The organism is Salinibacterium sp. dk2585, from assembly GCF_008001035.1.
In the GTDB taxonomy this organism is placed as follows: domain Bacteria; phylum Actinomycetota; class Actinomycetes; order Actinomycetales; family Microbacteriaceae; genus Homoserinimonas.
This window is the reverse complement of record NZ_CP042856.1, coordinates 2,015,523-2,036,666: the sequence shown is the minus strand read 5'-3', so window position 1 is coordinate 2,036,666 and position 21,144 is coordinate 2,015,523. Positions and strand designations below refer to the sequence as shown.

The following is a 21,144-nucleotide window of genomic DNA, read 5'->3' as shown; positions in this document are numbered from 1 at the left end:
GCTACTGCGCGGCCGTCACTGCCGCGACCGTCTCGGCGTCGGCATCCGTCTCGCCTGCATTTGCCTCGTCAGAGAACGCGAGCTTCGGCACCGCGAAGAGCAGCAGCGTGGCGATGAGCGCGCCGCCCCCGCACAGTGACCACACGACCATGTAGCCGAAGAGGCTGCTCGCGGTCGAGCCGGCGACCTGCACGGCACCGATCGTCAGCACGATCGCGAACACCGATGAGGCGAAGGATCCACCGATCGTCTTGGTGGTGTTCGTGAGGGCGGATGCCACACCCGTCTGCCCTCGAGGTGCTGCCGCGGCTGCGGCGGCCGGCATGGCGCCCATGAGCACGCCGGAGCCGATGCCCGCGATCGCCATGTTGGTGAACACCTGCCACACCTCCGAGTGGAAGGGCAGGAACAGCAGGTAGCCGATCGCCACGAGCATCGCCGCGCCGATGAGGGCGGTGCGCGGGGAGGTGAGGCGCGAGGCGACGGGGAACAGGAGCGCCCCCACGATCATCGACAGCAGGTAGACACCGATCAGGAGCGAGATGCTGCTGGAAGCGAGGCCGAGGCCGAAACCCACCTCGCCGGGGTCGGTGCCCGCGAAGGTCGAGAGGGGCGCCTGCGCGCCCAGGATCGAGATGCCGATGAGGAACGCCGTCAACTGCACGGGCCACATGTTGGGCTGCGCGAGCACCCGGAGGTCGATCGCGGGGTCGGGCTGCCTGAGCTCGAAGCGGGTGAAGGGCACGAAGGTGAGCACCCCGAGCGCGATGACGGCCCAGACCCACCAGGTCTCGGGCCCGTTGAACTTGAGGAAGGTGAGCCCCGAGGTGATCAGCAGGAGGCCCGCCGTGAGCATCGAGAAGCCGGCCCAGTCGAGGCTCCTCCCCGGCAGTGGCTCCGACTCGGGAACCCCGAAGAGGATCACGAAGAACACGAGCGTCACGGCGATCGCGGGCACCATGAGGGTCGGCACCATCGAGGTGAAGAGTTCCTCCTCGCCGCCGAACGCGCCGAACACGGCACTGCCGCCGAGTGCGCCCGCGATCGCGCCGGCCTCGAGGCCGACGATGAGCAAGGCGGCCGCCTTGCGCGTGGCCGAGGCGGCGTGGCCCGTGCGGCGCCCCTTGTCGAAGATGAGGGCGACCTCGAGCGGCAGCCATACGACGTAGAAGCCCTGCAGGGTCCACGCGATGAGAAAGCTCGTGAAATCGCCCGCGAAGGCGAGCCACCAGGTCGCCGCCGCCGTCAGCACGGTCGAGATGAGCAGGATGCGCTTGTGGCCGTACATGTCGCCGAGCTTCGCAAGTACGGGCACGACGAGGGCGGAGAGCAGCAACTGGGCGCCCTCGAAGACGTTGAAGTCGGCGTCGATGATGCCGAGGTAGTCGACGAGGTCGGGAATGAGGGGCACGTAGAAGCCCTGCAGGATGCCGCTGACGAACTCGACGAAGAAGAGATAGCCGATGAGGCCCGCGGTGACGGCGCCCGACCGTCCCGCCAAGAGTGTGCGCATGGGGGGAGCGTAGCGGCCAGAATGGCTGTGCCGTATTCCCCTCTTCGAGTGATGGGCCACATGACCGAGAACGTCGCCGCATGACCCCGCAGCGCCTGCACGAGCTGGTCGACGAGGGCTGGGCGCAGGCGCTCGAGCCCGTGGCATCCGATATCGCCACGCTGGGCGAGCGACTGCGACAGGAGGTGGCGGAGGGGGCCCACTACCTGCCGGCGGGCGAGAACGTGCTGCGCGCCTTCCGCACGCCGCTCGACGCCGTGCGCGTCGTGATCGTGGGGCAGGACCCCTACCCGACGCCGGGCCACTCCATCGGCCTCGCCTTCGCGGTCGAGCGCCACGTGCGGCCGCTGCCGCGCAGTCTCGTCAACATCTACCGTGAGCTGGACGATGACCTCGGCATTCCGCCCGCCTCCCACGGCGACCTCTCGGCATGGGCCGACCGCGGCGTGCTGTTGCTCAACCGGGTGCTCACGGTGCGGCCGGGCGAGTCCGGCTCGCACAAGGGCTGGGGCTGGGAGCGGGTCACGGATGCCGCGCTTCGGACGCTTGCGCAGCGAGGCGGGCCACTCGTGGCCATCCTGTGGGGGAAGCAGGCCGAAGCGGCCGCTCCGCTCCTGGCGGGCGTCCCCATGATCACCTCGGCGCATCCGAGCCCCCTTTCGGCATCGCGCGGCTTTTTTGGCTCGCGGCCGTTCAGCCGGACGAATATGCTCTTGGAGCAGCAGGGTTCCGAGGGGATCGACTGGCGCCTCGAATGAGACGAACCGAGCGAGCGAAGCCCTAGCGGCGTGATGGGAGACGAGGCCTGGTGGCGAACGACGCGCGTGAGGGGCACACGATCGAGTTCTCTGGACTCACCAAGCGGTTCGGCCCGGTCGAGGCCGTCTCAAACCTGAGCTTCACGGTGCCCTCCGGCGCCGTCACCGGGTTCCTCGGCCCCAATGGGGCGGGCAAGACGACGACGCTCCGCATGCTCCTCGGGCTCGTGCAGCCAAGCTCGGGCACCGCGACGATCGGCGGAAAGCGCTACCGCGACCTGCCGCGCGCCATGGCGACGGTCGGCACTGCGCTCGAAGCGGCCAGCTTCCACCCCGGTCGCACGGCACGCAACCACCTTCGAGTCCTCGCCGCCGCCGGTGGCATCGACCGCTCGCGCGTCGACACGGTGCTCGGACTCGTCGGCCTGGGTGACTACGGCGACCGACGCGTTGGCGGCTACTCGCTGGGAATGCGGCAGCGGCTCGGCCTTGCGGGGGCACTGCTTGGCGACCCGAGCGTGCTCGTGCTCGACGAACCTGTCAACGGGCTCGACCCGGAGGGCATTCGTTGGATCCGCACCTTCCTGCGCGACCTCGCAGCGGAGGGGCGCACGGTGCTCGTCTCGTCGCACCTCCTGAGCGAGGTGCAGCAGAGCGTCGACCGGGTCGTGATCATCTCGGGCGGCAAGCTCGTCTACGAGGGCTCACTCGAGGGGCTCGAAACGGGCGGCGCCGTCATGGCGGATGCGCCGGACCGCGCGGCGCTCGCCGCAGCCGTCCTGGCGGCGGGAGGCACCGCTGAGGTGGCCGACGGCGGCCTCGCGATCACGGGCATCGACGCCGCCGCGGTCGGAATCGCCGCGCTCTCGGCGGGCATCCCCCTCTCGTTGCTTGCACCGCGTCACGGCGGACTCGAGCAGTCATTCCTCGACATCGTGGGCGAAGGAGGCTCCAAGTGAGGTTCACGGGAGCGTTGCGCTCAGAGTTCACGAAGCTCACGACGACCCGCATGTGGTGGGTGCTCGCACTCATCCTCGCCGTCTACGTGGCGTTCACGGCGGGAGCGCTGGGGGCGGCCTTCGGCGGGCTCTTCCCTGGCGCCCAGGATGCGGGCGGACTGGACGGCCTGCACGAGCTCGTCTACAGCGTCGCCGTCACGGTCGGCTACGTGTTCCCGGTCATCCTGGGCACGCTCTCGGTCACGGGCGAGGTGCGGCACCAGACCCTCACGCCCACCTTCCTCGCGACGCCGCGCCGCGGAACCGTGCTCGCCGCCAAGCTCGTGACACTGTTCTGCTTCGGCATCTTCTATGGCGTCGTTGCCCTCGCGGCATCCGTCGCCGTCGGAGCGCCCCTCCTCGCCGCGGGCGACATGGTGACAGGGCTGGACGACTCGCAGACCTGGCTCATGTTCGGCCGCGCCGTGCTTGCGATGGGCATCTGGGCGATCATCGGGGTGGGGCTCGGCACACTGATCCCCAACCAGATCGCCGCGATCGTCGTCTTGCTCGCCTTCACCCAGTTCGTCGAACCGATCCTGCGCACGGTCGGGATGCTCGTGGAGGGCTTCGCCGAGATCGGTCGCTTCCTCCCGGGAGCCGCGGGCGATGCGCTCGTGGGGTCGAGCGTCTTCGCGGTCATGTCGGGTCCGTCGTCGGGCGCCTTGCTCGAATGGTGGCAGGGTGGTCTCGTTCTCCTCGCGTTCGCAGCCGTCGCCGCGACGATCGGCGCAGTCACGACCTGGCGGAGGGATGTCACCTGATGCTTGAAGAGGAATACCTCGAGCGACGCACGCTTCCCGCTCACCTTCGACCGCCGGCCCCCGAGCGGGAGGTCTTCTCCTACACGGTCCGGGAGGGGACCGTGGAAGACCTGCCCACCGTGCGGGAGATCTACAACCACTACGTCGCCAACACGACGGTGACGTTCGACGAGTCACCCATGACGCTGCGCTCGCTTCGCTCGAAGTTCGGGCACATGCAGAAGCTGGGCTTCCCATTCCTCGTCGCCGTGAGCCCAACGGGCGAGATCCTGGGCTTCGCCTACGTGTACCCGTGGAAGGAGAAGGCGGCCTACCGCTACACGGTCGAGAACTCCATCTACCTCGGCCCGGCCGCGACCGGCAAGGGCCTCGGGCGCGCCCTCATGGCCGAGCTGGTCGAGCGTTCCCGTGCGGCCGGTATCAAGGAGATCGTTGCCGTCATCGCCGACCGTGGTGCGGAGGGCTCGATCCGCCTCCACGAGCAGTTCGGCTTCAAGGAGATCGGGCGCATGGGCCGTGTCGGCTTCAAGTTCGACCGCTGGCTCGGCACCATCTTGATGCAGAAGTCGCTCAAGTAGGCGACAGCGCTCCATGACCGAGGCATCCCGCCGGCGGCCTGAGCCGCACCGTGTGCTTCTCACGCTGCACGGTCATCTTCGCGCGCGCCCGCACGAGGTCTTCGACGCGATCGCCCGGCGCAATGACCCTGGCGAGCGCGCTCGCAGCCGCTTCCTCGCCGACTCTCGCGCCCACCTCGTCGTCAGCGAGGGCGGTCGCTGGTATCGCGGCGAGTACCGCGTCGTCGCTGATGACGATGGTTCGCAGGTCACGCACGTGATCCTCGACGTCTCCAGAGGCCAGCGCCCGCTCGGACGGTTCTCGGGGAGAGCCGTCGTCGAGCGGGCGCCGGGGGAGTTCGATCGGATGCTGCGGCAGCTTCGTCTCGAACTGGAGGGCTAGCGCTTTAGTTCCTTGGCGTGGCCCTCCGCAGGAGCCGGAAGCCGGCCAGCGCGGAGAGCACCGTCGGCACGAGCAGCCAGAGCGCCACACCGAATGGGCCGTTCGACACGAACCATTCGCCGACCGCGCCCCAGCTCTCGGTGAGCGTGATGGCCGCGGCGGCGCCGATGAGGGCGAAGCTGAGCACGATGAAGAACACGATCATCCCGTAGCTCTTCCACCGCACGTACACCGAAGCGGTCGCGGCGCCGATGAAGAAGAAGAACAGGAATACGAGGAAGAACTGCAGGAACTGGGTGAGCAGGTTCTCGGTCGAGAAGTACACGACGTCGAACATGCGCCCACCCAGGCCCCAGCCGTTGGTTGACCTCTCGACCCAGTTCAGGAACGTCAGCCCGGCCGCGAAGTACGCGCTCAGGGCGACGAACACGAGACTGGACCCGAGGTAGAAGTCACGCCGCGTCACGCCGAAGCCGAGGGCGAACGGGAAGGTCGCGTTCACCGCCTGCACTGCCACGACCATCATGTAGACGAAGATGAAGGTCGAGGCGCCTGAGAACTGCATACCGTCGCCCGCCTCAGACATCGCCTCGTCGCCGGCGGCGGTGCGGATGAGCAGCCAGATCGCGAGGTTGGCGACGAAGATCATCGCCAGGATCAGCCACGGCAGCACCAGCAGGGCGAACCGGGCGGTGAGGTGCAGCTTCGCAACGTTGACGATGCGCTGCAGTTCGTCGCCACCGCTGCTGCGCTTGGGGAGTGAGATTGTCGTGGTCATGCGCTCTGCTCGAACTCTCGTGTCGTGGTGCCCGTCTTGCGGATGATGAGCTGCTGCAGGGAGACGGGCGTGAGCTCAAGCCCTGCGGCGTTTGCGGCGGCCCGCTCGCTGTTGTCGAGGCCGCCGATCGTGACGGATGCGAGGCCGCCGACGCCGTCGCGGTGCAGGATCTCGCGACCCGCGACGAATGCATCGACGGCGCTGCGCGTGCCGACCACGGTTGTTGCCGTGTTGCGGAGGGTTTCGGCGTCTTCGTCGATGACGATGTGGCCGTCGTCGATGAGCAGCACGTGCTCCAGCAGCATGCTGACCTCGTCGATGAGGTGCGTCGACAGCACGACGGTGCGCGGATGCTCGGAGTAGTCCTCGAGGAGGCGGTCGTAGAAGACCTGTCGCGCGACGGCGTCGAGGCCCAGGTACGGCTCATCGAAGAACGTGAGGGGAGCGCGCGAGGCGAGCCCGACGATGATGCCGACCGCGGAGAGCTGCCCGCGGGAGAGCTTCTTGATGCGCCGGTCGGTCGGCAGGCGGAACTCGTCCACGAGCTGCTCGGCGAACTCCGGGTCCCAGTTCTCGAAGAACCAGGGGGCGCTCTTGAAGACGTGCTTGACGTAGAAGTCCTCCGGGTAGCGCTGGCTCTCCTTGATGAAGCAGATGTTCCGCAGCACGCTCGCGTTCTCGACGGGTGAGGCGCCGAAGACCTTGATCTCGCCGCGAGTAGCGAACTCCTGCCCTGTGAGCAGATTCATGAGCGTGCTCTTGCCTGCACCGTTGCGGCCGAGCAGGCCGGTGATCTTGTTCTGCTCGAGGCTGAAGCTCACATCGTCGACAGCGCGGACGCTGCCGAAATGCTTGCTCAGGCCCGAGACCTGTACGACGGGGTTCATGACGTGCTCCCTTCCATGGTGGTTGTCTTGATGAGTGCGGCGACGTCGTCGTGCGTGAGGCCGAGCTTGGTCGCTTCGAGAAGAAGCGGCTGCACATAGTCGACCTCGAAGCGCTCTCGACGCTGGCGCACGATGCGGTCGCGGGATCCGGTGGCGACAAACATTCCGATGCCTCGCTTCTTGTAGAGGATGCCGGCGTCGACGAGCAGGTTGACCCCTTTGCCGGCGGTGGCGGGGTTGATCCGGTGGAACGCGGCGAACTCGTTGGTAGAAGGCACCTGGCTCTCTTCGGGCAGTGCGCCGCTCAGGATGTCGTTCTCGATCTGTTCGGCGAGTTGCACGAAGATCGGTCGTCCTTCTTCCATGGCTCCTCCGCTTCGTCGGTTGGTTACTCGACTAATGAACCATCTAACCTGGGGTCTTGTCAAGCCCTAGGCTTCAGCTATGTTCGAACTCCACCACCTCACCGCTCAGGAGCAGTGGGACTGGCTCCATCGGGGCGAGATCACGGCCCTCGAACTCGTCTCCCACTACCTCGACCGCATCGAGCGCCTCGACGGGCAACTCGGGGCATTCGTCACCGTCACGCCCGAGGCGGCGCGGGAGCGAGCGGCCTCGCTCGAGCAGGAGCATCCGCGGAGCGCCGCTCTTTGGGGGCTTCCCTTCGCGGACAAGGACCTGAATCGCAGGGCCGGCGTCCCCGCCAAGTTCGGGTCTCGGCTCATGGCGGACTTCGTCCCCGATGAGAGCGACGAGCTGCCGCGGGTGCTCGACGCCGCGGGAGCGATCAGCCTCGGCAAGACGAACACCCCGGAGTTCGGGCTCCCGGCCTACACGGAATCCCTCGTCGCGCCGCCCGCACGCACACCGTGGAACACCGAACTCGGCGCAGGCGGCTCCAGCGGGGGAGCGGCGGTCGCGGTCGCCGCCGGCCTGCTTCCCTTCGCGCCCGGCTCCGACGGCGGCGGCTCCGTGCGGATCCCCGCGGCGGCGACCGGGCTCGTGGGGCTCAAGCCCTCGCGCGGGCTCGTGCCCGCCGGGTCGGGCATCGGCTCGCTCGCCGGGCTCGGCGTCGCCGGCCCCATCGCCCGCACGGTCGCGGATGCCGCGATGCTGCTCGACGCCATGATCGGCGAGGACGGTTTTCCATTCACGCTTCGGGCGCCGCGTTCACAGGAGGGCGCGCTGCTCGGGAGCGCCGTACGAGGAGAGGGACGCTTCGAGCTCGGCGTCATGACGACGAGCCCCTGGGACGACGCCTACGACATCCGCGTCTCGCCAGAGGCACAGGCCGCCCTTGACCGCGGTGTCGCAGAACTCGCCGCCATCGGGCACGGCCTGCAGGACATCGCGCTTGAGCCCTCGCCTGACTACGCGCAGCACTTCCGCACCATCTGGCAGGTCGGCGCCGCCTCGATCCCGGCCGAGGGCGAGGCAATGCAACTGCTCGAACCGCTCACCCAGTGGCTCGTGCGTCGCGGACGGGAGATCAGCGCACGCCAGCTGGCGGAGGCGCTCGCGTGGCTCACGGCATTCGAGAGGTCTGTCATCGCGCAGTTCGCCCACGTCGATGCCGTCGTGACCCCAAGCCTCGCCATGACGCCCCGGCCCGTTGGCTGGTACGACAGCGAAGACGGCGAGCACAACTTCGAGCAACAGGTGCAGTACACGCCGTTCACCTCCTTCGTGAACGTGTGCGGCCTGCCGGCCATCACGCTTCCCGTGCATGAGACAGACGACGGGCTTCCCATGGGCATCCAGTTGATCGGCCGGCCCGGCGGCGAGGACACCCTTCTTGCGATCGGCGCCCAGCTGGAGCGTCGGCTGCAGTGGCAGAAACGCCACCCCGCGCAGTGGTGAGCGCGGGGACCCCCAGCTAACGGCGGGTGCCGATGACCGTGCGGATCTCCGAGACGCCCTCCGCGTGGTTCGAGTGGTACCAGGCGCCCGGTTCGAAGAGGTACGTGTCTTGGTGGCCGAGAAGGTTCGCCTCCGGATCGACCGTGTAGGTCACGTCGGTGCCGGATTCCGCGCGCACGTAGCCCTCCGCCGCCAGAAGTGCCTGGGCCTCGGTCGCCTGCGTCTCGGTGATCTCGGAGTACGCGGCCGTGAACCATCCGTCGCTGTTTGGCAGGTACCAGAAGCACGCGAGCCCGCCGTAGTCGAAGAAGAGCGCCTCGATGCGACTCTCCGACCGCAACTGCGACTCGAAGTCCACCTCGTGCACGTACCCCGCGGCCTCGAAGCCGTCGAGTGTTTGCTGCGTGATGATCGTGTTGCACGAGAGCGGCTCAGGCCCGGCCGGCTCGGTCGGTGGCGTGGGGGACGCGGACGGCCGCGGTGCCGCACTGGGGGACTTCGTGGTATCGACGGGCTCTGGTTCGCTCCCCGCGTCGGCGCAGCCCGCGAGAGCCAATGCCAGCAGGGAGACCCCAGCGAGGGCGACACGAAGCTTCATGATCCTCCAGTCAGCCCGCAGCAGCGGGCAAAGCCGAGAATACTGCAGGGTGGCGGGGCTCGCCCGCGAACAGGGCACCGTTATGAGAGCGTGACGCCCCTAGCGATAGCCGCCCTGCTGCAGTCCGGCCTCGATCTCGAAGCGGTTGCCGCGCGCGTTGAGTCCCGCCGCGAAGTACAGCGGGATGAAGGCGAGGCCGTAGCGCCGCCACTGTGCCCTGTGGACCGCCTCATGCGCGAGCACGCCCGCACCCAGCTGGTCATGGGTGAGGTACACGGCCCCGATCGTCGTGCCGCCGCGTCCGAACGCCCACCGCGGGCATCCGCTCGCGACGATGACGCCGCCCCGCCTGCGGATGCGGCCACGCGACAGCACGGCACCCCAGAGCAGGCCGGCCGCCGTCGCGAGCCAGTAGCCGGGTCGCGCGACGAGCGGGCTCAGGGCTGCTCGCCGCAGGGGCGGGATCCTGCGTCCGAAGCCGACGACCCGGCGGCACGCCCGCTCAAGGCGGGTGCCCGGCGTGCCGCGTGTCATGAGCCATTTGTAGCAGGGGCGTCGGATGTCTCGCCGGATACAGTGAGAACATGACGGGCACGGTGGGGAGGGTCGCACTCGTCGCGATGCACACGCCGCCCGCTCAGCAGGCGGGCACGGGTGACTCGGGCGGGCTCAACGTCTCGCTGCTCGCGACCGCCCACGAGCTCGCGAAACGCGGCGTCGAGGTTGAACTGCTGACCCGCGCATCCGGTCCACCCTCCGTCACCCTCCTGGAACCGGGAGTGAGCATCCACGCCCTGCCTGCCGGGCCGCCGGCACCCGTCGACAAGTCTCGACTCCGCGCGCTGACGGACGAGTTCGGCGAATCGGTCGCGCGCCTCGCGGGCCGTATCGCCCCTCGTTACGACGTCATCCACGCCCACTACTGGCTCAGCGGCATCGCGACCCTGCCGGTCTCGCTCGAACTTGGCGTTCCCTTCGTGCAGAGCTTTCACACGCTCGCTGCGATGAAGAACCGGCACCTCGCGACAGGCCAAGACCCGGAACCAGAACTGCGGCTGCGCTCAGAGGGATACCTTGCGAGCCAGGCGAGCGCCGTCGTGGCGGGTTCCGTCGCCGAGGTCGGATGCCTCATCGATGAGCTGCACGCACCGGCCGAGCGTGTCTGGGTCATCCCGCCCGGGGTCGACGTGTCGCTGTTCACGCCCGACCGTGCCGCTGCCGGGAAGGTGCGGCGGGAGTACTCGATCGAGGAGGGCCGACCCGTGCTCGCGGTCGTCGGCCGGGTGCAGCCGCTCAAGGACCAGGAGCTCGCCGTTCGCACGCTGGCAGCCCTCCGTCGCAGGCGCGGGTGGACGCCCGTGCTCGTCATCGCAGGGGAGTCTACTCCCGGCGATGAGCCGTACCTCGAATCCCTGCGCTCCCTCGCGACCCGTCTCGGGGTCGAGGACGACGTGCGTTTCGTGGGCGCACTCGAACGCCAGCCGCTCGCTGACCTCCTCGCTGTCGCGACCGTCACGCTCGTGCCCTCGCATTCGGAGACCTTCGGGCTCGTCGCACTCGAATCGGCGGCAAGCGGAACGCCCGTCGTCGGCTACCGCAGCACGGGCCTCATGGAGTCGATCGCAGAGGGGGAGTCGGGCGTGCTGCTCGACTCTCGTGACCCCGAAGACTGGGCCGCCGCCGTCGGGTCACTCCTCGACGACCAGGCTGCCCGCGAGCGGCTCTCGCGGCGCGCCCGTGAGCACGCGCTCGGATTCACGTGGGGCACCAACGCGACCGCGCTCCTGGCGCTCTACGCTGCCCTCGCCGGGCCAGGCGCCGCCTAGGGCAGCACTTCAGCGGGTCAACGCGCCGATCATCCGAAGGATCGTGCCGAGATCATCCCCGGCATCGGCGGGAGACGACGGCATGAAGCCGCTGATGCCCGCCCCTGCCAAGGGGAAGCGGGAGAGGACGGCTCGGATCGCCGACGTGACCTGCTCGACCTGCATCCCGAAGGGCACCGGGTTGCCCAGTCCGCGCACGGCCGCGGGGTCGAGCACATCCAGGTCGATGTGCACGTAGACCGACCTCGCTCCTGTCGCGGCCACCGCCTCGACGACCTCGTCGCTTGTGCTCTCGCTCCCCAGCACGGGGATGCCCGCCGCCTCGATGTACTGCGCCTCGCTCTCGTCGATGTCGCGGGCGCCCACCAGCACCAGCTGCGACGGTGAGAGCGGATGTGCCGGCACGAGCATGGGCTCGCCCTCGCCGAGCAGCGTGCGCAGCACCATGCCTGTGAAGGCACCCGACGGCGACGACTCAGGGGTATTGAGGTCTGGGTGGGCGTCGAACCACAGCACCGCGACATCCGCTCGCAGCGCATGTGGCACCGCCGCCAGCGCGACGCCGCAGTCGCCACCAATCGTGATGGCCGGTGCACTCGCCGTCGAGAGCGCCGTCGCGAGGCTGTTGCGCACCGCGATGACCGAGGAGGCGCGGTGCACGCGGGTGCCGAGGGCATCGCCGGCGCCCGCGGGCACGTCCACGACCGTCGTCGAGGAGCTGGGAAGGTCATGACTGATCGCGTGGGCCCCGTCGGCGAGCCGCATCGCGCGGGTCGATGGGGAGCCCTGCCACTGCGGGACGACGAAGAAGGAGGCTGCCACGGCGTCAGTCTTTCACGCCGTGGCAGCCTCCCGACATGCTCACTCTCCCGAGGTCACTGCCTTCGGGGTGCCGCCCGATTTGAGCGCGGCCAGGCGGGCCTCGAGCTCGATCGCCTCATCCGTCATCTCAAGCTGCTCGAACTGCGCGTCGAGGCTTGAGGATGCGAGTTCTTGCTGGCCGAGCACGCGTGCCTCCTCGCGACGCACCTTCTCCTCGAAGCGGCTGATCTCGCTCGTGGGATCGAGCAGGTCGATGCTCTTCATGGCATCCATGACCTGAGACTGCGCCTCTGCCGTCTTCGAGCGGGCGATCAGCTGGTCGCGCTTGGAGGAGAGCTCGCGCAGCTTGCCCTCCATCGCCTCGATGCCCGTCTTGAGCTGCGAGACGACGGCGGTCTGGCTCGCGATGATGGGCTCCGCGTCGCGTGCCTCCTTCTCGGCGGACATCTGCCGGCCGAGGGCCACCTTTGCGAGGTTGTCGAACTTGTCCGCGTCCACGGTGTTGCCCGCAGCACGCAGCTCGTCGCCCTTGCGGCTGGCCGCGATGGCCTTGCGGCCCCAGTCCTCGGCGTTCGCGACGTCCTCGGCGTGGTCCTGCTCGAGCATGCGCAGGTTCCCGATGGTGTCGGCGGTCGCGGCGCGAGCCTCCTCGATGCTGTTCTTGTAGTCGCGGACCATCTGGTCGAGCATCTTCGCGGGGTCCTCCGCCGCGTCGAGAAGCGCGTTGATGTTGGCCTTCGCCAGCTGCGCGATGCGACCGAAGATGGATTGCTTGGCCATAGAGGTGTCCTTTCGTCACGGGCAGCGGGCGCCCTCCCTGCGACTGTATCGGACGCGACTCAGCGTCGACAGGGAGCGCCGCGCGTCAGAACCGGCCGCCTCCCGTGCGACCTCGCGAGCCACCGAAGCTGCGTCCGCTGCTCCTGCCGAGACTGCGGCTGCGTGAGCGGCTCGAGCTGGAGCTGCCGCGTCGGCCCGATGATCCGCTCCACCCGCCGAGCGAGCCGCCCCACGTCGTGCCGCGACTCGCTGAGCCGCCGAAGATGAAGTCCCCGAGCAGGGCACCGAGCACGGCGCTGTCGTTGCTGTCGCTCGAGCCGTAAGCGCTGGCCGCGCGCACGTCAGACTGGGCGCGGGAGAGGGCAGCATCGGCCGCGTCGGCGGCGCGCAGGGCGGTGTTGACCGCGCCGACCGGGTCGTGCTGCGCGGCGACGGCGGTGGCGAGCAGTCGCTCGGCCTCGGCGAGTCGAGTGCGCGCGTGCTCCCTCACGGCTCCGCGGCGCGTCGTGATGAATGATGAGGCCTGCGCCACGGAGCTTTCGGCCCGCTTGATCGTGTCGGGCAGCTGGCGGATGGCGCGAGCGGTGCGCTCCTGTTCCTCGCGTGCGGCCGCGAGGAGGCGGTCGAGCTCTGCGTCGGCCGTCGTGAGGGCGGTCAGGCTCAGGAGCGGATCCCGCTGCCCCTCGGGCGACGACGCCCGTTCGACCGCCGCGGATGCCTTCCCCGTCGCGCGCGTGAGTTCCTGCGTCGAGGCGTGCATCCTCGGGTCATCAGCGAGCGCTCGTGCGGCTGCAAGGTCGTCCTGCGTGTCGCGCACGGCCTCGGCGAGGCGGGCGGATGCATCAGCAAGCTCGGTCGCGAGCGCGTCCACGGCATCGATGAGTTGGGTGATGCGCCCCGCGGTCCCCTGCGCCGCGCGCACCTGCACGGCGGCATCCCCCGACTGTCCCGCCGCGATCGACTTCTCGGCAGCATTCCGGGACTCGGCGGCGAACCTGAGGAGCTCCCGCGCCTGCGCGGGGTTGTCGGCCACGGCTGAGAGGGCCGACACATCGTAGTGCCCGGCCATGTCCGAGAGTGCCCGCTCGGATGCTGCGACCCTGCCCTCGAGTTCGCCCGCCGTGCGTTCAGCCTCGGCGAGTGCCTGCGGTGCGTTCTTCTCCAACTCCCGCAGCTCGGCGAAGGCGGCCGCCTGCGCGTCAAGGGTGGCGTCGCCCTCCGCCGTCAGCGCGATGATCTGCTCGGCCATCGCGGCCCGCTCCGCATCCGGCTCCTCCTCCGTGTCGTCGAGCCTCTGCTTGATCGCGAAGGCCTCCATCGACTTGGCGCGCGCCTCGGCGACCGCGTCGCGGAATGGCTTCGTCGCCTGCTCCCCGAATTGGGCCGCAGCGAAGCCGAGCTCCTCGCTGCTGGTCATGAGTTCGTCGTCGAGCGCGACGAGGGCGACGGATGCCCGCTGTTCCAGCTCCTCGAGGCGAGCAGCATTCGCTCGTGTCTGCGCGTTCGCGGCCCTGCGCCGACGGAACGCACTGAAGCCCCAGGCGCCCAGCCCGACTACGGCAGCGCCCGCGAGGATGGGCAGCCAGTTGATGCCCTGGCTGGCGCGCGCGTAGCCTTCGGCTGCGGCGATGGCCGCGCCCGACCAGTCGTCTGCTCGGAGCCGGGGCTCGATGTCGTCCTGCTCGACCGATCGCGTCTTGCCCTCGCTCAGTTCGAAGTCGTCGGGGTACCAGGTGACGTAGTTGCGATCCTCGATCGCCACCGCGAGGAGCATGTCGTTCGTGCCGAGCCCGTTGCGCTCCGCGGTGCGCTCCGCCCAGGCGGCGGGCGTCATCCCGTCGAAGGTGTCGACGTACGCGACGAGCAGCTGGATGCTTGCCTCGGCATAGAGCTCGTCGAGCGCGTCTTCCACGGCAGCCGTCTCGCCGCCGAGTACGCCAGCGGCGTCGACGACGTCTGATCCGCCGAAACGCACGGGTTCCTCTGCAGACGCCGCCGCGGGCACTGTGCACACGGCAGCGATGGCCAGGAGGAGGGCCGCGAACGCCCGCTCGGTGCCACGGCGGAGGAATGGTCGGATGCGTCGAGGTGCTGCGAGGGTCGTCACGCCTCGACTGTATCGGCGGGCGCCACGCCCTGCCATGGCGGCTATCGCAGGGTGACCTCCTGCGCCGGGCCCGTGACAAGTTCACCTGATCCGTCGTCCAGCGTCAGCGGGATGACGGCTCGCAGTTGGTAGGCGCCGGGTTCGAGGGGCGGCAGGTCGTCGCGCAGGCCCTCGCGCGTCTCGTCCTCCTGCTCGCAGCGCACGGGCAGGTAGCTCGCCTCAAGGCGCATCGATTCGCCCGGTTCGAGGTCCACGACGGTGCTGGGCAGCTCGCCCGTTTCGCTGCTGTGCCACACGGTCACGCCGTCCTCGGCGAGCGTGACGAGCGATTCCTGCGGCGCTGTGCCCCGCACTCTGTCGGTGCCCGTGTTACTCAGGGTCACCGTGCCGTGCTTGACCGTGCCATCCGCGGCGGCGAGCTCCGCAAACTCGGGCGTCGCTACAAGCCCGGTCATGCTCGGCGCGACCTCCGACACGGGAACAGCGCAGGGATGCACCTTGCTGGCGGGTGCCAGGTGCATGCTCGAATCGGATGCCCCGCCCTCTGCGCCGAAGAGCGTCGCCTCCTCACTGGATCCCGCGTCGGCCACTGAGGTGCGCGGAAGGATGTCGCCGAGCCCGCCGATCGCGGCGGCACCGATGCCCACGACGGCAAGCGCCGAGGCGGCCGTCGTCATGACGGCACCGGCCCGACGTCGTGAGCGGCTGCGCCGGATGACGGAGTCGGTGTCGAGCGTGCCGGGTGAGGCACCATCGGCGAGGAGCTGGCGCAGCCGTCGCTCCTCCTGTGTCTCGTGGCCTGGACGATCATCTGTCATGGGATGCTCCTGACTTGGATGCTCTCGTTCCTCTCTTGCACGCCGCCGTCTTGCAGTGCGGCGGAGAGCTTGGCCAGGCCATCGCTCAGGTACCGCTTGACGGCACCCGAGCTGATGCCGAGGCTCGCCGCGATGTCGTCGACCTTGAGGTCCTCGTAGTAGCGGAGCACGAGGCAGGCCCGTTCGCGCGGGGCGAGCCGCCGCAGTTGCTCAGCCAGGTCGAGTCGCACCTCGGTCGCCGGGGCGGGGGACTCCTGCTCATCGACCATTGCCGCGAGGTGCCGGATGCGGCGCCACCGGGTGACGCGACGACCGCGATCGACCGCCGCGTTGACGATGGCCCTGCGCACGTACGCCTCTGCGCTCTGCACGCTCAGGCCGTTCCTGAGCCGTCCGAAGGTCTTGACGAGGGCATCCTGCACGAGGTCGGCCGCGTCGTCCGGACTGCCGGAGACGAGTGAGGCATAGCGCACGAGTGCCTCACCGCGGTGCGTAACGAGGTCGCGCACGACCTGTTCCCACCCCGCCTCGCTCACGTGGCCCTTCCCCCTGCATCGAGTGTCATCTGCCCAGCGTGCACCGCTGGCGCGCCCTTCATCTCCCAAGACGCGCGCCGTTGCCGAAACGTTGGGGTGAGATGCAGGAAGGGGCGTCACTCCGTGTGGAGTGACGCCCCTTCAGGCTCCTGCGCTACTTCGTCTCGCTCAGGCGCTTGCGCAGTTCGCTGAGCTGCTCGCTGAGCTGTGCGGGCAGCTTCTCGCCGAACTGGGAGAAGAACTGCTCGGTGTCATCGATCTCAGCGAGCCATGACTCCGGGTCGATCGCGAAGAGCTCCTGCATCTGCTCGTCGCTCAGGTCGAGGCCGTCGATGTTGAGGGCGCCCTCGGAGGGTGCGTAGCCGAGTGCGGTCTCGCGAGCCGTTGCGCGGCCGTCGACACGGTCGAGGATCCACTCGAGCACGCGGGCGTTCTCGGCGAAGCCGGGCCAGATGAACTTGCCGTCGCTGTCTTTGCGGAACCAGTTGACCTGGAAGATGCGAGGCATGTTGCCTGCGGAGCGAAGGTTCTCGCCCACCGAGAGCCAGTGCGACCAGTGGTCGGCCATGTTGTAACCGCAGAACGGCATCATGGCGAAGGGGTCGCGGCGAAGCTCGCCGACGGCACCTTCCGCAGCGGCCGTGCGCTCGGAGGAGACGGTCGCGCCGATGTAGACGCCGTGCTCCCAGTCGCGGGCCTCGACGACGAGCGGCACGTTGGTGGCGCGGCGACCGCCGAAGATGATCGCGTCAATGACGACGCCCTGGGGATCGTCCCACGAGTCCGCGATCGACGGCGCCTGGTGTGCGGCGACCGTGAAGCGGGAGTTGGGGTGCGCTGCCGGCGTTCCCGATTCGGGCGACCAGGGATTGCCCTGCCAGTCGGTCAGGTTCGCAGGGGCCTTGTCGGTCAGGCCCTCCCACCACACGTCGCCGTCCTCGCGAAGCGCGACGTTCGTGAAGATGGTGTTGCCCCAGAGGGTCTCGATCGCGGTCGCGTTCGTCTTGGGGCTCGTGCCGGGGGCGACACCGAAGAAGCCGGCCTCGGGGTTGATCGCGCGGAGGCGACCGTCCGGTCCGGGGCGGAGCCATGCGATGTCGTCACCGATGGTCTCGACCTTCCAGCCCGGGATGCTCGGGCGGAGCATCGCGAGGTTGGTCTTGCCGCAGGCCGAGGGGAACGCTGCGGCGACGTGGAAGACGCGGCCGCGAGGGTTGGTGACCTTGAGGAGCAGCATGTGCTCGGCGAGCCAGCCCTCGTCACGCGCGAGCACGGAGGCGATGCGGAGGGCGAAGGACTTCTTCGCGAGGATTGCGTTGCCGCCGTAGGAGGAGCCGTACGACCAGATTTCCCGGGTCTCGGGGAAGTGGCTGATGTACTTCGTGTCGTTGCACGGCCACGCGACATCCTGCTGTCCAGGCCCGAGGGGCGCGCCGACGCTGTGCACCGCGGCGACCCACTCGGTGTCGTCAGTGATCAGTTCGAGGGCTGCCGTGCCCATGCGGGTCATGACGGCCATGCTCGCGACGACGTAGGGGGAGTCGGTGACCTGCACGCCGAGCTTCGCGAGCGGGCTGCCGATGGGGCCCATCGAGAAGGGCATGACGTACATCGTGCGGCCGCGCATCGAGCCGTCGAAGATCTCGTCGAAGGTCTTGCGCATCTCGGCCGGGGCGATCCAGTTGTTGGTGGGCCCCGCATCCTCTTCCTTCTCGGAGCAGATGTAGGTTCGCGACTCGACGCGGGCGACATCGCTCGGGTTGCTGCGGGCGAGGAAGCTGTAGGGGCGGTGCTCGGGGTTCAGCTTGATGAGCGTGCCCGCGGTGACCATCTCGCGCGTGAGACGGTCCCACTCCTGGGGCGATCCGTCGCACCAGACGACACGGTCGGGCTTCGTGAGCTCCGCAATGGAGTCGACCCATGCGACAACCTTGGGGTTGGCCCCCTTCGGCACGCCTGCATAGGCCTCGGACGTCGTCTCTGTCGAGCTGGGCCTCGGTGTCGTCAGTGTCATGGGGCTTTCCGTCCGTTCGTGCGCGGCAGCGCAAAAAATGCGTGGTGATTACAGTATGAGTCCACCTGTGAGCGTTATCTGGCGGTATATGCGTGTAAGAAACGCCATTCTTTCGCTAGGATAAAGTCGTGACCGATCTTGCAACACTGGGCCAGCGCATCCGCCATTTCCGCACCCGCGCCGGCCTCACGCTCGACCAACTGGGAGCCAGCGTCGGCATCGCGGGCAGCCAGCTCTCACTCATGGAGAACGGTCGGCGCGAACCACGGCTCTCGCTCCTGCAGTCGATTGCCGACAGTCTCAGCATCGAGGTCGCCGAACTCCTGAACTCCGAACCCCCCACCAGGCGGGCCGCGCTCGAGATCGAGCTCGAACGGATGCAACAGGGCGCCCTGTATAGAGGGCTCGGGCTCCCGGGCATCCGTGTCACCCGCTCGATGGCTGATGAGACGCTTGAGGCGCTCGTTGGGCTGCACAGGGAACTCGCGAGGCGTGCCAGGGAGGCCATCGCGACCCCCGAGGAGGCCCGCCGCGCCAACACGGAGCTGCGGCATCACATGCGGGAGAAGAACAACTACCTGCCCGAGCTCGAGACGCTCGCGGAGGACCTGCTGCGGGGCGTCGGCCACACGACGGGTGCGCTCACGCACCGCTCCGTCGCGCTCATGGCCAAGAAGCTCGGCTTCGACCTCATCCACGTCGACGACCTGCCGCACTCGACCCGTTCCGTGACCGACCTCGAGAACGGGCGCATCTACCTGCCGCCCGCCTCGATTCCGGGTGGTCACGGGCTGAGGTCGATGGCGCTGCAGGCGATGGCCCATCGCCTGCTCGACCACCGTGAGCCCGAGAGCTACGCGCAGTTCCTGCTGCAGCGGCTCGAGATCAACTACTTCGCGGCCGCGTGCCTCATGCCGCTCGGCCCCTCGGTCGACTTCCTCACGAAGGCCAAGAGCGACCGCAACCTCGCGATCGAGGACTTCCGCGATGCCTTCGGTGTCACGCACGAGGCGGCGGCGCTGCGATTCACGAATCTCGCGACATCCCACCTCGACATGACGGTGCACTTCCTGCGCGTCGGCGACGACGGTGCGCTCTACAAGGGCTACGAGAACGACGGGCTGCTGCTGCCGACGGATGTCACGGGGTCGACCGAGGGCCAGCTCGTGTGTCGCCACTGGAGCGCCCGGCTCGCCTTCACACGCACGAACCGCACGACCGAGTTCTACCAGTACGTCGACACCCCGACGGGCACCTTCTGGAACTCGACGCAGACCGGCACGGGCACGCAGGAGGAGTTCTCGATCACCTTCGGGGTGCCCTTCAACGACGCCAAGTGGTTCCGCGGCCGCGACACGCGCAACCGTGAGACGTCACGGTGCCCCGACGTGAACTGCTGCCGGCGGCCCTCCGGGGAGAAGGCGGAGCGCTGGTCGGGCAGGGCGTGGGCGAGTGCCAAGCTGCACGCGCACATCCTCTCGCCGCTGCCATCCGGCACTTTTCCCGGGGTCGACGACAGTGAGCTCTACGACTTCCTCGAGGCGCACTCGGGCAACACCGACTGAGTCATTCGTGGCGTTCGCGCTCAGGGTGGCGCGCGCTCTCGACCATCTCCGGCAGCTCATCGACGGGCACGATCAGGATGTCGTGCACGCGCCAGTCGAGCGCGATGCATCCCTGGCGTGCCTTATCGAGTCGGCGCAGCGATGGCGTGCGGCCGAACTTCGGCACGACGAAGGCATCGACCTGGAAGACGTGGCCTTCGTCGCGCACCCGCACTCCCGCATCCCGCACCCAGCGCAGGCCCCGCAGGTAGTCCTGGAGCTGACCGGCGACGGGATGCGGCCGGCGGTCATCGAAGGTCATCGCGCGCTCGTCCATGAGGTCGAGCACGGCGGCCTTCATGTTGCGCAGGCCGTCCCAGAGGATGCTCCCCGAGATGAAGAGCGCGGCCGCAGAGTCGAACCACCACAGGCCGATTCCGACCCCGGCGACGCCGACCGCAGAGCCGACCGCCGTCATCCAGTCGGCCTTGTTCATGTCGGCATCGGCGTAGAGGATCTTGTCGTGAAGGTCTTCCGCGAGCTTCATCTTCTTGCGGCCGATGATGACGGGTGGCACCGCGATGAGCAGCATGACGCCGATCATGAGCCAGCCGAGCCAGACGACGTTGCCGAAGAGCACGACCGTGCCGATCGAGGGATGATCGCCCGTGACGAGGCCTGACCCCGAGTCGATGATGAGGAAGGTGCCCATGGTCGTGAGGGCGACGGCCGAGACGAGGTGCCCGACACCAACCGCGCGATGGTAGCCGTAGGGATGCCGGATGGTCGCCTTGCGACGCGTGATGCGCAGGGCGATCAGGAACGCGATGGGCGGGATGAACGACAGCATGTCCTCGATCCACGCGGCCTTCATCGCCTGCGAGTTGCCGAGGACGAGGAAGACGAGCGTGACGGTCACGGCGAGGAACGCGATTGTGATCCACTCCAGGCGCACCGCCTGCTTGAGCGTCGCCTCCTTCTCCTCGCTCAGTTCGCGAAGCTCGTACTTGCCCATCACTGCTCGTCCCTGTTCTCGTGTTCCGTCAGGAAGGTCTCGAGTTCCGTGAGGAAGGCGTTCTCGCCTATGGGGGCCAGCATGACGAGCTTGAGCGTTGTGCCGTCAGGTTCCGTGACTTCGAGGTAGGGGCGGGTCACCGCGGCCTTGTTCGACCACGGTGTCGTGTCAGTGATGCCGCCGATTACGAGGTCGATCCGGCCGGTCTCGAGGTCGCGCACGAGCGATTCCTCCGAGCCGACCACCCACTCGATCTCGGCGCCAAGGCTGTCGGCGAAGTCCTCGACCAGCTCGACATCGTTGCCGGATGGCTCGCCGTCCTCGTCGATCGTGACGCGGTCGTCGTTCGGGGTTGCCCCGACTCGCAGCACCCCGTTGGTGATGCCCTTGAGGGTGCCGTCGGGATCCGTGGGTACCGTCATGTCACAGCCCGTGAGTCCTAGCAGGGCGGCAATGACGACAGCCCACGCGAGCCTCGGGGCGTTCAGCTTGCTCATGCGAGGAACGCTAGTCCGCGGCATCCGAACCACAAGGCAGCCAACCCTCAGCCCGCTGTGTCACTGGGG

General features: G+C 68.5%; 22 protein-coding genes. 8 read left to right on the top strand and 14 right to left on the bottom strand.

Annotated features, from left to right (window positions below; translation table 11 throughout):
- Position 1: 1 nt before the first annotated feature.
- Complete coding sequence (locus FVA74_RS09560) at positions 2-1,513, bottom strand: MFS transporter (protein ID WP_147721919.1); 1,512 nt, start codon at positions 1,511-1,513, stop codon at positions 2-4.
- An 80-nt stretch (positions 1,514-1,593) separates the two neighbouring features.
- On the opposite strand from FVA74_RS09560, the gene FVA74_RS09555 reads away from it, so the two are divergent.
- The 5 genes from FVA74_RS09555 to FVA74_RS09535 are packed head-to-tail and all read left to right on the top strand — an operon-like array spanning position 1,594 to position 4,993.
- On the top strand, positions 1,594-2,271 hold the full coding sequence (locus FVA74_RS09555; protein WP_147721917.1) for a uracil-DNA glycosylase: 678 nt from the start codon (positions 1,594-1,596) through the stop codon (positions 2,269-2,271).
- A 50-nt stretch (positions 2,272-2,321) separates the two neighbouring features.
- Positions 2,322-3,230, top strand: coding sequence for an ABC transporter ATP-binding protein (locus tag FVA74_RS09550; protein WP_147721915.1), 909 nt, complete (start codon positions 2,322-2,324; stop codon positions 3,228-3,230).
- Complete coding sequence (locus FVA74_RS09545) at positions 3,227-4,033, top strand: ABC transporter permease (protein ID WP_147721913.1); 807 nt, start codon at positions 3,227-3,229, stop codon at positions 4,031-4,033. Before FVA74_RS09550 ends, FVA74_RS09545 begins: the two co-directional genes overlap by 4 nt.
- Entirely contained in the window at positions 4,033-4,611 is a 579-nt protein-coding gene (locus FVA74_RS09540; RefSeq protein ID WP_147721912.1) for a GNAT family N-acetyltransferase, read from the top strand. Before FVA74_RS09545 ends, FVA74_RS09540 begins: the two co-directional genes overlap by 1 nt.
- A gap of 13 nt (positions 4,612-4,624) precedes the next feature.
- Entirely contained in the window at positions 4,625-4,993 is a 369-nt protein-coding gene (locus FVA74_RS09535; protein WP_147721910.1) for a hypothetical protein, read from the top strand.
- 4 nt (positions 4,994-4,997) lie between these two features.
- On the opposite strand, the gene FVA74_RS09530 is transcribed toward FVA74_RS09535, so the two are convergent.
- Genes FVA74_RS09530 through FVA74_RS09520 form a run of 3 tightly spaced genes read right to left on the bottom strand, consistent with a single transcriptional unit; the run spans position 4,998 to position 7,023 of the window.
- Positions 4,998-5,771, bottom strand: coding sequence for an ABC transporter permease (locus tag FVA74_RS09530; protein WP_147721908.1), 774 nt, complete (start codon positions 5,769-5,771; stop codon positions 4,998-5,000).
- Positions 5,768-6,658: an ABC transporter ATP-binding protein gene (locus FVA74_RS09525; protein ID WP_147721906.1), complete on the bottom strand. Its 891-nt coding sequence runs from the start codon at positions 6,656-6,658 to the stop codon at positions 5,768-5,770. Before FVA74_RS09525 ends, FVA74_RS09530 begins: the two co-directional genes overlap by 4 nt.
- Entirely contained in the window at positions 6,655-7,023 is a 369-nt protein-coding gene (locus FVA74_RS09520) for a GntR family transcriptional regulator (RefSeq protein WP_147721904.1), read from the bottom strand. Before FVA74_RS09520 ends, FVA74_RS09525 begins: the two co-directional genes overlap by 4 nt.
- Before the next feature lie 79 nt (positions 7,024-7,102).
- On the opposite strand from FVA74_RS09520, the gene FVA74_RS09515 reads away from it, so the two are divergent.
- On the top strand, positions 7,103-8,518 hold the full coding sequence (locus FVA74_RS09515; RefSeq protein ID WP_147721902.1) for an amidase: 1,416 nt from the start codon (positions 7,103-7,105) through the stop codon (positions 8,516-8,518).
- A gap of 16 nt (positions 8,519-8,534) precedes the next feature.
- On the opposite strand, the gene FVA74_RS09510 is transcribed toward FVA74_RS09515, so the two are convergent.
- Together FVA74_RS09510 and FVA74_RS09505 are read right to left on the bottom strand one after the other, a co-directional pair.
- On the bottom strand, positions 8,535-9,116 hold the full coding sequence (locus FVA74_RS09510; protein ID WP_147721900.1) for a hypothetical protein: 582 nt from the start codon (positions 9,114-9,116) through the stop codon (positions 8,535-8,537).
- Positions 9,117-9,215: 99 nt separating this feature from the next.
- Entirely contained in the window at positions 9,216-9,650 is a 435-nt protein-coding gene (locus tag FVA74_RS09505) for a hypothetical protein (protein ID WP_240792195.1), read from the bottom strand.
- Positions 9,651-9,700: 50 nt separating this feature from the next.
- Here FVA74_RS09505 and FVA74_RS09500 point away from each other — a divergent pair, with 50 nt between their 5' ends.
- Positions 9,701-10,942 (top strand): glycosyltransferase, encoded by a 1,242-nt coding sequence (locus FVA74_RS09500; RefSeq protein WP_147721898.1) that lies wholly within the window; start codon positions 9,701-9,703, stop codon positions 10,940-10,942.
- 9 nt (positions 10,943-10,951) lie between these two features.
- Here FVA74_RS09500 and FVA74_RS09495 read toward each other — a convergent pair whose 3' ends face one another.
- The 6 genes from FVA74_RS09495 to FVA74_RS09470 form a co-directional block, all read right to left on the bottom strand.
- Positions 10,952-11,764, bottom strand: a complete 813-nt coding sequence (locus FVA74_RS09495; protein WP_240792194.1) for an arginase family protein — start codon at positions 11,762-11,764, stop codon at positions 10,952-10,954.
- Positions 11,765-11,803: 39 nt separating this feature from the next.
- A complete protein-coding gene (locus tag FVA74_RS09490) occupies positions 11,804-12,544 on the bottom strand; it encodes a PspA/IM30 family protein (RefSeq protein WP_147721896.1) in 741 nt (246 codons plus the stop codon).
- Positions 12,545-12,629: 85 nt separating this feature from the next.
- Positions 12,630-14,651 carry a TPM domain-containing protein gene (locus FVA74_RS09485; protein WP_168220102.1) on the bottom strand — a complete coding sequence of 674 codons (2,022 nt, stop codon included), beginning with the start codon at positions 14,649-14,651 and terminating at the stop codon, positions 12,630-12,632.
- Between the two features lie 41 nt (positions 14,652-14,692).
- On the bottom strand, positions 14,693-15,469 hold the full coding sequence (locus FVA74_RS09480; protein ID WP_147721893.1) for a hypothetical protein: 777 nt from the start codon (positions 15,467-15,469) through the stop codon (positions 14,693-14,695).
- Entirely contained in the window at positions 15,466-16,005 is a 540-nt protein-coding gene (locus FVA74_RS09475; protein ID WP_147721891.1) for a sigma-70 family RNA polymerase sigma factor, read from the bottom strand. Before FVA74_RS09475 ends, FVA74_RS09480 begins: the two co-directional genes overlap by 4 nt.
- A 154-nt stretch (positions 16,006-16,159) precedes the next feature.
- Complete coding sequence (locus tag FVA74_RS09470) at positions 16,160-18,019, bottom strand: phosphoenolpyruvate carboxykinase (GTP) (protein WP_147721889.1); 1,860 nt, start codon at positions 18,017-18,019, stop codon at positions 16,160-16,162.
- Positions 18,020-18,147: 128 nt separating this feature from the next.
- On the opposite strand from FVA74_RS09470, the gene FVA74_RS09465 reads away from it, so the two are divergent.
- The gene (locus FVA74_RS09465; protein ID WP_147721887.1) at positions 18,148-19,584 is read left to right on the top strand and encodes an XRE family transcriptional regulator; all 1,437 of its coding nucleotides are present in this window, start codon (positions 18,148-18,150) and stop codon (positions 19,582-19,584) included.
- 1 nt (position 19,585) lies between these two features.
- Here the strand turns inward: FVA74_RS09465 and FVA74_RS09460 are convergent, their stop codons facing one another.
- Positions 19,586-20,578 carry a cation diffusion facilitator family transporter gene (locus FVA74_RS09460; RefSeq protein ID WP_147721885.1) on the bottom strand — a complete coding sequence of 331 codons (993 nt, stop codon included), beginning with the start codon at positions 20,576-20,578 and terminating at the stop codon, positions 19,586-19,588.
- On the bottom strand, positions 20,578-21,075 hold the full coding sequence (locus tag FVA74_RS09455; protein ID WP_147721883.1) for a transporter substrate-binding domain-containing protein: 498 nt from the start codon (positions 21,073-21,075) through the stop codon (positions 20,578-20,580). Before FVA74_RS09455 ends, FVA74_RS09460 begins: the two co-directional genes overlap by 1 nt.
- Between the last annotated feature and the right edge of the window lie 69 nt (positions 21,076-21,144).